The organism is Opitutaceae bacterium, assembly GCA_041395105.1.
Lineage (GTDB): Bacteria > Verrucomicrobiota > Verrucomicrobiia > Opitutales > Opitutaceae > B12-G4.
Window position 1 is genome coordinate 51,557 of sequence record JAWLBB010000012.1, and the last position, 14,413, is coordinate 65,969.

15 protein-coding genes are annotated in these 14,413 nt (G+C 62.4%); 6 read left to right on the top strand and 9 right to left on the bottom strand.

The features are described from left to right. Nucleotides 1-37 precede the first annotated feature (37 nt). Nucleotides 38-1,018 carry a TerC family protein gene (locus tag R3F07_20400; GenBank protein MEZ5278754.1) on the top strand — a complete coding sequence of 327 codons (981 nt, stop codon included), beginning with the start codon at nucleotides 38-40 and terminating at the stop codon, nucleotides 1,016-1,018. A gap of 16 nt (nucleotides 1,019-1,034) precedes the next feature. Continuing rightward, nucleotides 1,035-2,201 (top strand): PatB family C-S lyase, encoded by a 1,167-nt coding sequence (locus R3F07_20405; protein ID MEZ5278755.1) that lies wholly within the window; start codon nucleotides 1,035-1,037, stop codon nucleotides 2,199-2,201. Here R3F07_20405 and R3F07_20410 read toward each other — a convergent pair. Together R3F07_20410 and R3F07_20415 are read right to left on the bottom strand one after the other, a co-directional pair. Next, nucleotides 2,152-3,522, bottom strand: a complete 1,371-nt coding sequence (locus tag R3F07_20410; GenBank protein ID MEZ5278756.1) for a PAS domain-containing protein — start codon at nucleotides 3,520-3,522, stop codon at nucleotides 2,152-2,154. The genes R3F07_20405 and R3F07_20410 overlap by 50 nt on opposite strands. Continuing rightward, nucleotides 3,519-4,166 (bottom strand): GNAT family protein, encoded by a 648-nt coding sequence (locus R3F07_20415; protein ID MEZ5278757.1) that lies wholly within the window; start codon nucleotides 4,164-4,166, stop codon nucleotides 3,519-3,521. Before R3F07_20415 ends, R3F07_20410 begins: the two co-directional genes overlap by 4 nt. Before the next feature lie 263 nt (nucleotides 4,167-4,429). Between R3F07_20415 and R3F07_20420 the strand changes: the two genes are divergently transcribed. Further along, nucleotides 4,430-5,155 (top strand): SOS response-associated peptidase, encoded by a 726-nt coding sequence (locus tag R3F07_20420; protein MEZ5278758.1) that lies wholly within the window; start codon nucleotides 4,430-4,432, stop codon nucleotides 5,153-5,155. Between the two features lie 66 nt (nucleotides 5,156-5,221). Here R3F07_20420 and R3F07_20425 read toward each other — a convergent pair whose 3' ends face one another. The 3 genes from R3F07_20425 to R3F07_20435 form a co-directional block, all read right to left on the bottom strand. Next, a complete protein-coding gene (locus R3F07_20425; GenBank protein ID MEZ5278759.1) occupies nucleotides 5,222-5,860 on the bottom strand; it encodes a hypothetical protein in 639 nt (212 codons plus the stop codon). A gap of 49 nt (nucleotides 5,861-5,909) precedes the next feature. After that, nucleotides 5,910-6,818, bottom strand: coding sequence for a hypothetical protein (locus R3F07_20430; protein ID MEZ5278760.1), 909 nt, complete (start codon nucleotides 6,816-6,818; stop codon nucleotides 5,910-5,912). A 229-nt stretch (nucleotides 6,819-7,047) separates the two neighbouring features. Continuing rightward, on the bottom strand, nucleotides 7,048-7,938 hold the full coding sequence (locus tag R3F07_20435; protein MEZ5278761.1) for an AAA family ATPase: 891 nt from the start codon (nucleotides 7,936-7,938) through the stop codon (nucleotides 7,048-7,050). Nucleotides 7,939-8,341: 403 nt separating this feature from the next. Here R3F07_20435 and fdhD point away from each other — a divergent pair, with 403 nt between their 5' ends. Then, nucleotides 8,342-9,175, top strand: a complete 834-nt coding sequence (gene fdhD, locus R3F07_20440) for a formate dehydrogenase accessory sulfurtransferase FdhD (protein MEZ5278762.1) — start codon at nucleotides 8,342-8,344, stop codon at nucleotides 9,173-9,175. 4 nt (nucleotides 9,176-9,179) lie between these two features. On the opposite strand, the gene R3F07_20445 is transcribed toward fdhD, so the two are convergent. The 3 genes from R3F07_20445 to R3F07_20455 form a co-directional block, all read right to left on the bottom strand. Then, nucleotides 9,180-9,674, bottom strand: a complete 495-nt coding sequence (locus R3F07_20445; protein MEZ5278763.1) for a YchJ family protein — start codon at nucleotides 9,672-9,674, stop codon at nucleotides 9,180-9,182. Between the two features lie 253 nt (nucleotides 9,675-9,927). After that, nucleotides 9,928-10,845 (bottom strand): TonB family protein, encoded by a 918-nt coding sequence (locus R3F07_20450; GenBank protein ID MEZ5278764.1) that lies wholly within the window; start codon nucleotides 10,843-10,845, stop codon nucleotides 9,928-9,930. A gap of 26 nt (nucleotides 10,846-10,871) precedes the next feature. After that, entirely contained in the window at nucleotides 10,872-11,249 is a 378-nt protein-coding gene (locus R3F07_20455) for a VOC family protein (GenBank protein MEZ5278765.1), read from the bottom strand. Between the two features lie 178 nt (nucleotides 11,250-11,427). Between R3F07_20455 and mtnA the strand changes: the two genes are divergently transcribed. Together mtnA and R3F07_20465 are read left to right on the top strand one after the other, a co-directional pair. After that, nucleotides 11,428-12,543, top strand: a complete 1,116-nt coding sequence (mtnA, locus tag R3F07_20460) for an S-methyl-5-thioribose-1-phosphate isomerase (protein MEZ5278766.1) — start codon at nucleotides 11,428-11,430, stop codon at nucleotides 12,541-12,543. Continuing rightward, nucleotides 12,533-13,273, top strand: a complete 741-nt coding sequence (locus R3F07_20465; protein MEZ5278767.1) for an HAD family hydrolase — start codon at nucleotides 12,533-12,535, stop codon at nucleotides 13,271-13,273. Before mtnA ends, R3F07_20465 begins: the two co-directional genes overlap by 11 nt. On the opposite strand, the gene R3F07_20470 is transcribed toward R3F07_20465, so the two are convergent. Next, nucleotides 13,221-14,369 carry a rod shape-determining protein gene (locus R3F07_20470; GenBank protein MEZ5278768.1) on the bottom strand — a complete coding sequence of 383 codons (1,149 nt, stop codon included), beginning with the start codon at nucleotides 14,367-14,369 and terminating at the stop codon, nucleotides 13,221-13,223. The genes R3F07_20465 and R3F07_20470 overlap by 53 nt on opposite strands. Between the last annotated feature and the right edge of the window lie 44 nt (nucleotides 14,370-14,413).

Below are 14,413 nucleotides of genomic sequence, written 5' to 3' on the forward strand. Positions count from 1 at the left end.
CGGGTCCGGGTTCAGCGTTTCGGTCTTCGCCGCGATCATGACTGAATCCCTCCACACTTTCCCTCCATGGGCCTGGGCCGCCTTTCTCCTGTTCATCACGGCCATGCTGGCGATCGACCTCGGGCTCTTTCACAAGGAGTCCCGCGAGGTCGGCATGAAGGAAGCCCTCGGCTGGTGCGCAGTGTGGGTCACGCTCGCCCTGAGCTTCAACCTGATTGTTTATTTCTGGCAGGGTCCGCAATCCGGGCTCGAGTTTCTTACCGGTTACCTGATCGAGCTGTCCCTCAGCGTCGACAACGTCTTTGTCTTCATTGTCATCTTCAGCTACTTCGGGGTCCCTTCCATCTATCACCACCGGGTTCTTTTCTGGGGCATCCTGGGGGCGGTGATCCTGAGGGCCGTGTTCATCTTCGCCGGCATCGAGATCATCACCCGCTTCGAATGGATTGTCTATGTCTTCGGGGCTTTCCTCGTCTTCACCGGCATCAAGATGGCCAGGCCCCAGCACGAGCAGGAAGACATTTCCAGGATGTGGGTGGTCCGGGTCATCACCCGTTTCCTGCCGTTCTCCCATGAGTTCTCGGGAAGCGATTTCTTCATCCGGCGCAACGGGCGTTGGCTGGCCACCCCCCTCTTCCTCGTCCTCGTGGTGGTCGATTTCGTCGATGTCGTCTTCGCCTTCGATTCGATCCCCGCCATCCTGGCCATCACCCAGGATCGCTTCATCGTCTTCACCTCCAATATCTTCGCCATCCTCGGTCTGCGATCGATCTTCTTCGCGGTCTCAGGATTGATGAACTACTGCCGCTATCTCTCCTACGGACTGGCGTTGATTCTCATTTTTGTCGGGGTCAAGATGCTCCTGTCCGGTTTCTACCACCTCTCCATCCAGGTTTCGCTCGCCGTGGTCGGCCTGGTCCTCGCCGTGACTGTTGTCGCCTCGCTCCTCAATCCTCTGCCCCAAACCCCACCCGCCAAGGAGGATTCCCTGCCCGACGGTCCCGGAGTGGGCCGGTGATTCCTCCAGCGATTCCATGAAATACGACTTCGAATCCGTCGTCGACCGCTCCCATTCCGACAGCCAGAAATGGCAACGCTACCGGGGACGCGACATCCTCCCCATGTGGGTGGCCGACATGGACTTCAAATGTGCCCCGGAAATCCAGGAGGCCCTCGCTGCACGGCTGTCTGAAGGCGTCTTCGGTTATGCGGGCCCGACCCCGTCCACCATCGAAGCGGCCGTCGAGGCGATGGATCGGAAATTCGAATGGGCGATCCAACCGGAGTGGCTGGTCTGGCTGCCGGGCCTGGTCCGCGGACTCAACCTCGCCTGCCGGGCGGTCGGTCAACCGGGGGATTCCGTTCTCACGATGACGCCGGTCTACGGCCCATTCCTCACTTCACCGCTTCATGCGGACCGGAAACGGATCGACGTCCCCGTCCTCAAGGCGGGCGACGCCTGGCAGATTGACTGGGAGGCACTGGAGGCGGCCGTCGACACACGGACCCGCCTCCTGCTGCTCTGCAACCCGCACAATCCCATCGGCCGGGTCTATCGCCGGAACGAACTGGAGCGGCTCGCCGATTTCAGCCTTCGCCATGACCTGATAGTCTGCTCGGATGAAATCCACTGTGAACTGATCCTCGACCCGCTGGAGCACATCCCCTGGCCCACCCTTTCCAGCGGGATCGCCGAACGATCCATCACCTTGATCTCCCCGAGCAAGACCTTCAACACCGCCGGTCTGGCCTGCGGTCTCGCCGTCATCCCGGACCCGAGACTGCGGAGCGCCTTCAAACGGGCCGGCGCCGGGATCCTGGCGGAAGTGAGCTGCTTCGGCTTCACCTGTTTCGAGGCGGCCTGGAGGAAGGGCGAGCCGTGGCGACTTGCCCTGCTCGACCATCTCAGGGCCAACCGCGACCGACTTCTGGACTTCGTGCGCAGGGAACTGCCCGGCGTCACCGCCAACCCGATCGAAGCCACCTATCTGGCCTGGCTCGACATCTCCCCACTCGGACTACGGAATCCGGTGACCCATTTCGAGAGCCACGGCATCGGCCTCTCCGGCGGGCGCGAATTCGGCGGCGCCGACCAGGTGCGGCTGAATTTTGCCTGCCCAACGACCACCCTGGAACAGGGTCTGCAACGCCTCAAGAACGGGGTTGAGGCGGCCCGGACGGGTTCCCTATCGTCACGTTGATGGCGCAACAGCCGACCCCTGCCGGTCGGTCCTGTGCGTCATGCACCGGGAAAAAGGTCGCCCGCCAGGAACGTGTCCGTTCAGTCGGGGCGTCCGCTTCCAAGACATCTTCCAGATCAAAGATCGCCTTCTCCGTTGAAAGAACCTGCTGGAGGATCATCTGCAGTCGCCCGGATGCGGATGGCACCACCTCGGCGAGGGTCCGTCCGATATGATCCTCGACCGACAATCCGTTGAGCTCGGCGAAGATCGGATTGATGTAAACATAGCGGTAATCCTGATCCCAGAGGGCCACCCCGATCGGCAGGTGTTCCACCAGCGATCGAAATCGGTTTTCACTTTCCTGGAGAGCCCGCTCCATCCGCTTCCGGTCCGAATCGTCACGGATGATGGCCTGGACCCGTCCGTCGGAAAGGCCGGTGGCGCAGACCTCGACCTCGACCAGCGACCCATCGAAGCGCCTGAGAACCCGCTCACGCCGCATGATCCTCCCGCGCACCATCTCGGCCAGGGCGCCCGGATCCACAGCGGGCTCGCGCGGACCAAGGACATCATTGATCGTTCGCCCGATGATCTGGTCTCTTGAGCCGCGCAGAAGCTGACAGGCCTGCCGATTCACATCGACGTAGCGCCCGTTCGAATCAGTGATGAACAGGCCGTCCGCCGCCTGCTCGATCGATAGGCGCAGCTGCTCCTCCGTCTTGCGGAACTGCCCCCGCCACCGCTCGAGAATAAAGAGCAGGGTGCAGATCACCGTGACCACCCCGAAGATGATCTGCGCGAGGTAACAACCGTCGAGAATGGCCGAAGGCGAGGGAACCAGCGGGTAGGTCGCGATGAGCAGACCCCAAAGGGCAAGGGTCCCGGCGAGAACGATCGCCGCGGGTCCTCCCTGCGACCGCTGGGTCGCGATGACCGCCGCGGCCCGCACCATGAGGAATCCCGAAACGACAGACGAGGGAACGACCAGCAAGGCCGCCGGGTAGCTGCCGATCGAGCATGTAAGTATCCATATAATACATACACCGACCAGCCACAGCCAGATCCTCGGAACCCGCTCCGGCTTCAGGGCGTGCCCCGCCGCCAAGAGCAGGACGGCGCTGACCACCCCGGAAAGGCCGGTCAAGGTCAGCCAGAACGGGCTGCCGGGAAGGGAAAACCAAGCGGCCTCCGACAGGAAACTGACCGTGCCGGCCGACCAGGCGGCCGAACCGAGGAAGAGGAACCGTTCACGATCCTTCGACCACATGGCCGCATGGACTGCCGCGACCAACAGACAGCCGAGGGCCGCACCGAGGATGAGCGCAAGGGTCAGGTTCATGGCGACAGGGGGAGAGCGGTATCAACCGGCGGCGGCGGCGACCGCGCAAGTCGTCGATCGAGTCCTTCCCGGACCAACGGCCATTCCTTGGCGATCACGCTGAAATAGACGGTGTCGCGGATATGGCCGTCCGCGCAGATCATATGCTGCCGGAGGACTCCCTCGCGACGGGCGCCCAGTCGCTCGATGGCGCGCTGCGACCGGATATTGCGCAGATCCGTCTTCAACTGGACCCGGATCATGCCCAGGCGCTCGAAGGCATGTCCGAGCAGGAGCCGCTTGCACCGCGTGTTCACGTCGGTGCGCTGATGAGCCGGATCCAGGAAGGTCCAGCCGATCTCCAGCCCGCGGTCCCGCAGCCGGATGTCCATGTAGCGGGTCGTTCCGACCACCGCGTCGACTCCTTTTTCCGAGCGGACGATGGCGAAGGGAAGGGACAGCCCCGCCCGCCGATCCCGGTCGGCTTCGGCCACGAGTCGTTCAAAGTCGGACCGGGTCCGATAACGGACCTCCGGAAGATAGGTCCAGATGGAGGGCTCGGCACCCGCCCGCATCAAGCCGTCGACATGCACGGCGGCAAGTGGTTCGAGGCGGACCGGGCCATCGGTCAGGATAACGGGTTCCAGAGGGGTTGCCGGATGCACGGGACCAGTGTCTGGCTGGAAACCGGCCGACGGCAAGCTTACCTTGGGCCCATCGCCGTGTCCGCTCGACAAGAGACCAGTTCCAGCCTAACTTCCCCAATCCGCTCCCCGTCGGTCCCGCAACGGCAAGTCTCGGGACAGGAGGTGCAGCGGCGGCAGTCTCTTGCCGCAGATCCACCGCGACCGACCCCAAGAGACTGGGGCGTCGACACCTGGCGAGTGAAACAACGGGAAAAACCAGTTCCGGCAGGAGACGGCTTACCATGTGCGGGCGTTACACACTGATCACCCCGGAGAAGATCCTGGCGGAACGATTCGTTCTCGATCAGGTGCCTTCGTGGAGCCCCCGCTACAATCTCGGCCCGACCCAGGAGGGACTCATTGTCCGGCGCGAATCCACCGCATCCGGTCGCACGGCCACCCGGCTTCGCTGGGGGCTGATCCCACACTGGACCCACCGCGGTTCCCAACCTTCGATCCTGATCAATGCCCGCAGCGAAACCGCGGCCGACAAGCCCGCTTTTCGCGATCCGTTCCGGCACCGTCGTTGCCTCGTTCTGGCCGACGGCTTCATCGAGTGGTCGCGGCGCTCCGGCGAGAAAATGCCCTATCACTTTTCCATGAACGATGGCCGGCCGTTCGCCATGGCCGGTCTCTGGGATCGATGGCAGCCGGATCGCGACGCGGCTCCGGTCGAGACCTACGCCATCCTGACGACCTCGGCCAACGCCGTCGTGGAACCTTTTCACGACCGCATGCCGGCCATCCTCGACGGTGAAGCGTGCGAGGCCTGGCTCGACCCCTACCTGGTGGCGCCCACCCCGCTCACCCGGCTCCTCCACCCCTTCGCCAGCAGCGAGATCAGGGGCCGTCCGATCAACCCACGGGTCAACAGCATCCGACACGACGACCCGTCCTGCCTCGAGGCCCCACCGCCCCCGCCGAGACCCACCCGACCACCGGCCGCACAACTCGATCTCGGAATCTGAGCAATCCCGGGCTGCGTCCAGGCCACGGCGTGGGTCGAACCACAGGGCCGGTCACGAAACGCGGTCTCAGGCTTCGTCGCTCTCTGCTTTGAGGGACGCTTCCTTGCTGCCGAGTTCCTCGGCCCACTGCTCCAGCTCGATCTCGCGCTCCTGCTGAGCCTGGAGTTTCTCGAAAAGCTTGTTTTCACTCGCCTCGAGGAATTCCTCCCGGTCCTTCAGGGCCGCCTTGGCCGCCATCAGCGATTTTTCCTGTTCCTCCAAAGTGACTTTGAGCGCCGTGAGCGCTTCATCGGAAGTTCCGCCCCCGGAAACACCCTGCCCACCGCCTGACTGACTGACCTGCTTGCGCGCCTCAAAGAGGGCTTCCGCCTCCCAGAGTTCGCGTTCACGCTCGGCCATTTTCGACTCGGCATCCGCCAGAAGTCGCTCGCGATCGACTAGACGCGATTCCATTTCGCGCAGATTGTGTTCCCTCTGGGCAAGAGTCGCGGGATGGGCCGAGGCGGCCGGGCCATGCACTTCGACCTGGGCCGGCGCCCGGCTCAATCCGACCGTCCGCTTGGACCGCAATGCCAGAACCGCCTCACCCGGGCCGTTGCGGCGCATTCGGGTGGACTCGAAATCACTGGTCCTCCGGCTCCAGAGCGATTTGGTGATCTGCTCTCGGGTGCCGGCAAACGCCTGTGGTGCTTGGGAAGAGATCATCCTCTTTCCTTAATCGGCAGGTCCTTCGATGAGATGAGAGACAAACGGATCAACTCCTGACCGATGGACCCCGCCGGAAGATGCGACGCAGCCAACCGCCCTTTTCTCCGACCTCGGAAACCGCGGAGCCGCTCTTGCCGTAAAGCTGGGTCAGGATGCCGCGGGTGCCCGCCTCCAGCACGGGATCGTTGAGCACCATGAGCGTCCGGTCGAGGGAAATTCCCTTGGCCAGCTGATCCCGGATTTCGGACTCTTCGCCGTTGAACCACATCAGTCGTTCCATGACGGCGTCGCGGACCTTGGCGTCGTATTCGGCGATCTGCTGCCGCACCGCGCGACCGGCTTCCACCTTTTGCTCGGCGTTCAGGACCGCGCCGTAACGCTGGCAAAGCGAGTAGCAGAACGGCTCCGGCAGGTGCCGGATGAGCAACGCGGTCGCCTCGATGAGGTGGAGCCCTTTGGAGCCGGGGCGAAACGGAATGAAACGGGCTATCCCGGTCTCATCCACGTTGGCGAGGGAATTGATGAAATCGCGGAAGTCACCACCGATGACGATCTGCTGGGCCATCTTCTGGGCAAAGCTGGCCAGTTGCTCGAGAGTCGTCAGTTCCTCGCGCTTGCAGAGATCCGCCGTTTCAGGACTGAGATGAGCCAGCGAGAGCGGAAAGTTCGGCGGGATGCCGAGTTTTTCCATTGTCTTGAGGATCTCATTGTCGAGAGCCTCGGCCTCTTCGGTCTGGATGACCATGTCGCCGAAGGGATCATCGAAGGCCAGGGTCTGCCGGAGGACTTCCACCAACTGCCCCAGCAATTCCGGACGTACGGCGAAGGCCGGATGCGCACAGAGCGCATCGAAAGAAAGATGGGTGTACTTGGACGGGGTTTCCATATCGCCCTCGATCGGCCACGTTCCGAGACCCATATCCTCGGAGAGGCTGCCCAGGCTGGTCTCAGCCATGATTGAATTCTGAAAACCCAAACGGATCCGATTCCATTCTGACTCGGTCACCGCTTCCCGACTCGTGTTCTCCACATTATGCATGGTCATTTTCTATCGTCCCCTTGGGGTATTTCTGGAGCGCACAATGCGGTATTTATTCAGGAATTTGTGCGGAGGACCGCATCGCAGGAAAGGACTGAAAGCAGGGGGGTACAAGCGGACCCCCCGCACCACCACCCCCCGGGCCCTACATCATCGGGCCGGTATGCTGGATGAGCTCGTTGGCCAGCTTCGTGTAGTCGCTCTGCACGGTGTCCGTTTCACTGCCGTCCTGCCCCAGCAGGATGACCGGCAACCCCAGGGTGACGGCACGGCGCACCACCGTCGCATCCCGCACCGAGGAATTGAACATCTTGGCGTGCGGCGCCACCCGTCGCTGGTTTTTGAACTGATTCATCCGAAGCTGCATCCGCATCTTCGGCACGTCGATGTCCAGCCCGGGTTTGATGGCGTTGAATACAATCCCGCTGACCTGGGCCAGCGGCCCCATTCCGGCCCGGCGGAAACCCGCGGACAATTGATGGAATTTCTGCAGCTTCTCGACCAGAAGAGTGAACCCGATCAGGCTGAGCGCATCGGGGTTCGCCGGAACGATGACTTCGTTCGAATTGAAAATCCCGCACTGGCTGGCCCGCAGGATATTGGGCGGACAGTCGAAAAGGATGAAATCGTAATTCGACTCGATGTCGGCGAGTTGCTCCTGGAAAATCGTGAAGTGCGGCCGCTGGGGATCGCCCCGGTAATCGCTCTCCAGGTCCACCAGGTTGAAGGTGGTCGGCACCAGGTCCAATCCCGGGAGAAGCGCTTCGCCCGATTTGCCCTGGATGACGTCCTTGACCAGGCAATCCTTGATCTGCGCCGGCGAATCGAAGATCGAATAGATCGCGCCTTTGTTCGTCGTGTTGAGCTGGTTCCAGCGCTCCAGGCGGAATAGCCAGATGCTGGCATTGGACTGGGTATCCAGGTCGAAGAGAAGAACACGTTTGCCCGCTTTCGCCAGACACGCGGCCGTATTGACAATGAGCGATGTCTTTCCGACGCCACCCTTATAGTTGATGAAGCTTATTTTGCGTGCCATCCGGTTACCAGAGCTGGTTGCGATTCATCACCTGAATCGGCAGAAAACCTGTCCGACTGACCTCGAAAGTCCAGACCGGGGAATCAGAATCGCACCCGTCCTCACGGACATTCGATGGGACCCGCACGAGTGCCCGCCCGGTGGTTCTCGATATCAATTTCAGCAGGATCATTCGGATAGTTCAGGAGGGTTTTAGGCGCGATTACCTAAAAACGACTGGATGCTGACAAAGTTTAGGTATGCTGGTTAACGAATTCCACAGTAATTCTACGGAAGCCGTTTCCCCCGGTTCCGGGCCCCCATGCCACAGTCGAACGGACCCCGGACCGGTCGGCGAGACGATTCTTTCCGGAAGATTGCCCTGAACCGGAAAATGCAGAGACTGCCGACTCCCCGATCGATCATGAAGACTCCCTCCGACACCGTTCTCAAACCGTCGACCGGAATCACGGTATCCCGACTGACTTCGTCCAACCCGCCCGAAACGCGGATGGACCAGGTGGCCACGGAGGAACCTCTCGAGATCCGCATCGAAGGGAAAAGCCTTGCCGTCCTCATGCGCACCCCCGGATCGGACCGGGAACTGGCCGCCGGATTTCTCTGCTCCGAAGGACTGGTCAGCTCGCCCGACGCCATTCGCGATATCACTCGCTGCGCTCCCGACTCGGGCGAACCCTCACCCGACGCCATTCATGTCCACCTGGACCCCGAGGTCCGCTTCGACTGGGATCGTGTCCAGCGACACACCTTTGCCTCATCCAGCTGCGGCCTCTGCGGGAAGGCCACCATTGAGTCCGTTCGGCAGACTTTCCCGCCCATCCACAGTCACCTGGCCGTGTCACGCTCGGTCCTCAACAGCCTGCCCGCCCACCTCCGACGGAATCAGGCAACCTTTGAACAGACCGGTGGGCTCCATGCCGCCGGGCTCTTTGATTCCAATGGCGCTCTCCGCGCTCTCTTCGAGGATGTCGGCCGACACAATGCCGTTGACAAACTGATCGGCTCACTCTTCCTGCGTCGCGAATTGCCCCTCGGGGACGCCATCCTTCTTCTGAGTGGCCGGGTCTCCTTCGAGGTCATGCAGAAGGCGCTCTCCGCAGGCATTCCCCTGGTCGCCGCCATCTCGGCACCGACCTCTCTCGCCATCGCCTTTGCCGAAGCATCCGGTCAGACGCTCGTCGGATTTCTCCGGGACGACCGGATGAACGTCTACACCCGCCCAGAGCGAATCCGCTAGTCCTTCAGACGCCACAGCACTTCTTGTATTTGCGGCCGCTTCCGCAGGGGCAGAGGTCGTTCCGGCCGATCTTGGGTGCCTCCCGGCGAACGGTGTGCCCCTTGACCGGCACAAACCCGTCATAGAACCATCGCCCGTCGACCTTGGCAAACAGGGCCCGTTCATGATGGGCATGCTCCCCGCCTCCGGATTTCTCGCGGAATCGGGCTACAAATTCCACCTCCCCGACCTCATCGTCCGCCCCGCCCGCTTCGGTCCGCACGATCTCCAGACCCAGCCAGTCGGAGTTGTCCGCCCAACGCCCGGTCTCCTCCTCGGAAAAATCCGCCCTCTGGCTCTCGGTCAAGGATTGACCCAAGAAGGGAATCCGGGCCTTCACATAGGCCGAATAGCGGGCCCGCATGAGTGCTTCGGCTGACGCCGCCGGCTGGCCTTCGTCAATCAGGGGCCGACAGCAGGTCTCATACGACTTTCCGGATCCACAGGGACATTCTTCCATCCCTCCGTGTCTAGAAGCTGAAGCCGCCGTGGCAACAAGAGACTGTCCGGAAGGCCCCGAAACAAAAGACCGCCGGGCTCTCCTCAGGGCTCGGCGGTCTGCTTTGGTTTGGTTTCCGGCACCGAATTAACGGGCAGATGCCCCAGTTAATCGGACGGAGCTCAACCCACTTGAGTGCCGATCCGAAATTGCCTCCCGGTCACCCCTGCCCCCAGCCCGCCGTATGCCGCAGTTGACGGATCCTGTGGGCACCCTATTGGGTCACGGGATTGAAGGTGATCGGCTGCTGCACCCGCCCCTCAACGGCCATCCCCTCCCGAATCCGCGGGATGAACTGCCAGTACTTGATCGCGGTCAGCGCCGGCATCTCCAGCCGGGTGTCAGTCGACTCAACCACCCGTGCATCCCGCACCTGGCCCTCTGTCGTGACCGTAAAGGTCAGCAGGACCCGGCCGGCGATGGGATTGCCATCCTCGTCCTCCGGTCGGAGCGGAACCTGCCGGTAGATCGGCGTCACCTCGAACTCGGCCTTCTCGTAACCATCCGGGCCATCCACGTAGTAGGTGTCGAAGATCAGGTTCAGCCGGGCAAAAACCGAATTCGGAGGGGCCGGAACCGAGCCTTTTTCCGAAGCGAAGGTGACCGGATAAGCCACCTCAAGATCGATCGGCTTCCCTTCCACCAGAGCGGGCAGGAACCGCCAGTCACGGGCCGCCGCGACAGCGTACTCGTTGAATTCGGGCACCGTCGACGCGCTGACCGTCGGATTGACCACCCGGCCGGACCGGTCGATGACAAATTGCAGGACCACCTGCCCCTCGATTCCCTCCATCCGCTTGGAGAAAGGATAGAAAGGGGCAAAGAAAACGAGCGGTTGCGGAGATTGAACAAGGACCTCGCGGCCTTCGTCCACATTGAGAGGAGTGATCTGGGAAACCCGCGACCCATCCGAAGCCACTGAATCGACACTCTCGACGTTCACAACCGGGCCGAAATCATCCATCCCGGGCTCGGCTCCGGCCGGACCCGGATCAGACTCCGGCGCCTCGGTAGTCACCACCGCGTCGGCCGCCGCCGGGGCCTGCGCAGATGCCTCGACATCGGTTTTTCGCGAGCAGCCGGCCGCCAGCACGAACAGCATCAGCAACCATGGAAGGAATCGTCGGTCCATCGGGGAAAAGTGTCCTATGGAGGCCCTCAAGCCCTTTCGAGCAGCTCAACCTCGTAGCCGTCCGGATCCGTCACAAACGCCATCTTGCGCCCGGTCGGGAAGGTGGTGCGCCAGTCCGCCGGCCAGATCTCATATCCCAGCTTCTCCAGTCGATCGCAGGTCGCGATGAGGTCGCTGTAACCGATCGCCGTGTGCATGAGATCTTCGGGCACTTTCGGTTTGTGATCCGGTGAGTAACACAATTCGAGGGCGTGGGGATTGCCCGGCAGTTCGAGAAAGACCAGTTGATTGCCGGCCGGTGACTTGTCGTTGCGATGGGTCACCTTGAAGCCGAGCGGCTCGTAAAAGGCGACGGTCCGGTCGATATCGCCAACACGGATGCGGGTGTGCAGAAAAACAGGCATGGTGAATCGATAACGCAATCCTTTCAGGGTTCCAGTAATTTCCGACTCTGATCCCGTCTTTCAGGGTTTGCCCCCATCCGGCCTCGGGCGCCGCCGGGGCACCAACCATCGCCAGCGGCGAAAAAGTGATTGCGTCCACGACTTGTCAGTCTTCCCTGCGGACCCTTACTATCTCACGGTGAACGTTGACGGAAAACCCTATCGAACCATCTGGCGGGAAGAGGAAACCGGACGGATCTGGATCATCGACCAGGCCGCGCTGCCCCACGCCTTCCTCCTGCGCCCGCTCGACTCCGCCGTCGACGCCGCCCGGGCCATCTCCGAAATGCAGGTCCGCGGAGCGCCTCTGATCGGAGCAACGGCGGCCTATGGATTCGCCCTCGCCCTGCAGGAAGCCGCTGATGACCAGGCGATGGAAGCCGCCCGAAGTCTGCTGCTCAACACCCGTCCGACCGCGGTGAATCTGCGCTGGGCCCTTGACCGAATGAAGGCCGCCGTGGCCGATCTTCCCATTCAGAAACGGGCCGCCGCCGCCCTCGGGGAAGCCACCCGCCTCTGCGATGAAGACGTCCGGATGAACGAGTCCATCGGACTCCACGGGCTGACCGTGCTGCGCGCCCTGGCCGATCAGGCGGACGGCCGCCCCCTCCAGATCCTCACCCACTGCAACGCCGGCTGGCTGGCCACGGTTGACTGGGGGACCGCTCTGGCACCGGTCTACAAGGCCCACGCCGCCGGAATCCCCATCCATGTCTGGGTGGGTGAAACCCGACCCCGCAATCAGGGAGCGGCCCTGACCGCCTGGGAGCTCGAAAGCCATGGAATTCCCCACACTCTGATTGTCGACAACGCCGGGGGACACCTGATGCAGACCGGGAAGGTGGATCTCTGCCTCGTGGGCACGGACCGGACCACCGCTTCGGGCGATGTCTGCAACAAGATCGGCACCTACCTCAAGGCGCTGGCCGCCCACGACAACGGAGTTCCCTTTTACGTCGCCCTGCCCTCCCCAACCGTCGACTGGACGCTCGGAGACGGACGGCGCATCCCGATCGAAGAGCGCAGCCCGCGGGAAGTCACCCACCTCCGCGGCCTGGACCCCGCCGGACGGGAGACGGAGATCCGGATCGCTCCGGAAGGCAGTCCGGCGGCCAATTACGCCTTTGACCTGACTCCGGCCCGATTGATCACCGGCCTGATCACCGAGCGGGGACTGGTCGCCGCATCCCGCGCGGCCCTTGCCGCCATGTATCCAGAATTCAAATATAGAGGGTCCCGACCGGATGACGATTGACTCCATCGGATTTGATGCCGACGACACCCTCTGGCACAACGAGGTGATCTTCGAGGAGACTCACGACCGTTACTGTGAGCTGCTTTCCCGCTACCATGATGCCCGCACCGTTGAGACGACTCTCCACCGGACCGAGATGCGCAATCTCGAGCTTTTCGGCTACGGAATCAAGGGGTTCGCCCTCTCCTCGATAGAGACCGCCATCCGCCTGACCGATGGGAAGATCAGCGCGGAGGAGATACGCTCCATTCTCGACCTGGCCAAGGCGATGATGCGCCATCCGGTCGAGCTCCTCCCGGACGCCGCGACGACCGTGCGCCGACTGGCGCAGGACCACCATCTCATCCTCATCACCAAGGGTGATCTGCGCGATCAGCAGCGCAAGATCGCCAAATCGGGCCTCGCCGGCTACTTCACCCACACCGAAGTCGTTGCCGAGAAGGACCGGGAAACCTATGCGCGCATCCTCGAACGCGCCCGGGTCAGGCCGGAACGCTTCGTCATGGTCGGCAATTCGATCAAGTCGGACATCCTGCCGGTCCTCGACCTGGGCGGGATCGGCGTTCACATCCCCTACCAGACGACCTGGGTGCACGAAAGGGCGGAAAGCCCGGAGAACCATGATCGGTTCTTCGAGCTCGCCTCAATGACCGGACTGCCGGAACTGGTATCGCGACTCAGCTCAGGACATACTGCCACTGGGCCTCGCGGGCCGAACGGGCGGCCTTGAGGGCCCCGATGGCCACGTAACGCTGGTAATCCTTGCCGGCCGGCCGCACCTTCGGATTTTCGTAGCCCTCTTCCACCAGGTGCCTCTGCAGTTCAGTGTCGATTCCCTTGATCTGGCTGCCTCCCCCGGTGATGATGATGTTCTGGAGCATCTGCTCGATCGAGTCTCCCGAAGCCCGTGCGATCAGTGCCTTGGTCGCCTGAAGAACCCGGTGGAAGAGATCATTGCAGGCATTCCCGATGACATCGCCCAACTCGATTGTCCGGGCCTTGCCGCCGATGAGGACCTTGACGTCGATCGGCTTGCGGCTGGCGCCCACGTAGGCGTGCTCCTCCTTGATGGAACGCACCTTGAGCAGAGAAAGGCCGCTTTCCGGATACTGTTGGTTGATGGCGGCGAGGATCTTCTCGTCGATCGAATCGCCGGCCAGGGGGAAACTGATCTGATCCTCGGCGGTCGGAAAGACCCCCTGGACAAGGCAGAGATCAGTCGAGCCCGCTCCGATATCCACAAAAAGAGAGTTGTTGACCGGGTCCACGTAGTTCGGCTGACCGACCCGGGCGTCATCACGGACTCCCAGGGCTGCGAGGAATGGCTCCGGAATGACGAGAATCCGGTCAAAGGAACCCGCCACGGCATAGCGGAGATCCTCCCGGGCCTGATGCCCCGCGTTGGCGGGAAGACCGATGACCGCCCGGATCTCGGCGTCGCCCGACGGATCGACGAGCTGCCGGACATGGGCAACAAAGGTCTTTGCAGCCTCCCGCTCCTGGATGACGCCGTCACCAAGCGGATTGACCAGCCGGACGTGCAGCTTGTTCTTGAGCGCTTCCTCGCCGAAGAGAACCACGGCGTTCCCCGGGATGATCCCGTTGATGATGCCTTCTTTCACGTACCCGACCACCGTGGGCACAATCTTGCCCAGCTGGATGTCGTCGGAATCGGCCGCACCCGTGATGATGCTCGACTTGTTGGTCCCGAAATCGAATCCCAGGACAATGGGTTTGCCCGACGCCTTCCTGACGGTCTGCGGGGAGGGCGATGGTTTGGCGGAGGCGGCGGCCTCGCCGGCTTTGGCGGGTTCTGGTGTACTCATGGTGCAGTGACGGTTGCTTGTATGGTTTTGAGTTGGTTGGCCGG

Bases quoted from the DNA above. Each gene is read 5' to 3' on its own strand.
- R3F07_20400 (MEZ5278754.1), top strand. From the start codon at position 38: ATGACTGAATCCCTCCACACTTTCCCTCCATGGGCCTGGGCCGCCTTT.
- R3F07_20405 (MEZ5278755.1), top strand. From the start codon at position 1,035: ATGAAATACGACTTCGAATCCGTCGTCGACCGCTCCCATTCCGACAGC.
- R3F07_20410 (MEZ5278756.1), bottom strand. From the start codon at position 3,522: ATGAACCTGACCCTTGCGCTCATCCTCGGTGCGGCCCTCGGCTGTCTG.
- R3F07_20420 (MEZ5278758.1), top strand. From the start codon at position 4,430: ATGTGCGGGCGTTACACACTGATCACCCCGGAGAAGATCCTGGCGGAA.
- R3F07_20425 (MEZ5278759.1), bottom strand. From the start codon at position 5,860: ATGATCTCTTCCCAAGCACCACAGGCGTTTGCCGGCACCCGAGAGCAG.
- R3F07_20430 (MEZ5278760.1), bottom strand. From the start codon at position 6,818: ATGGCTGAGACCAGCCTGGGCAGCCTCTCCGAGGATATGGGTCTCGGA.
- R3F07_20435 (MEZ5278761.1), bottom strand. From the start codon at position 7,938: ATGGCACGCAAAATAAGCTTCATCAACTATAAGGGTGGCGTCGGAAAG.
- fdhD (MEZ5278762.1), top strand. From the start codon at position 8,342: ATGAAGACTCCCTCCGACACCGTTCTCAAACCGTCGACCGGAATCACG.
- R3F07_20445 (MEZ5278763.1), bottom strand. From the start codon at position 9,674: ATGGAAGAATGTCCCTGTGGATCCGGAAAGTCGTATGAGACCTGCTGT.
- R3F07_20450 (MEZ5278764.1), bottom strand. From the start codon at position 10,845: ATGGACCGACGATTCCTTCCATGGTTGCTGATGCTGTTCGTGCTGGCG.
- R3F07_20455 (MEZ5278765.1), bottom strand. From the start codon at position 11,249: ATGCCTGTTTTTCTGCACACCCGCATCCGTGTTGGCGATATCGACCGG.
- R3F07_20465 (MEZ5278767.1), top strand. From the start codon at position 12,533: ATGACGATTGACTCCATCGGATTTGATGCCGACGACACCCTCTGGCAC.
- R3F07_20470 (MEZ5278768.1), bottom strand. From the start codon at position 14,369: ATGAGTACACCAGAACCCGCCAAAGCCGGCGAGGCCGCCGCCTCCGCC.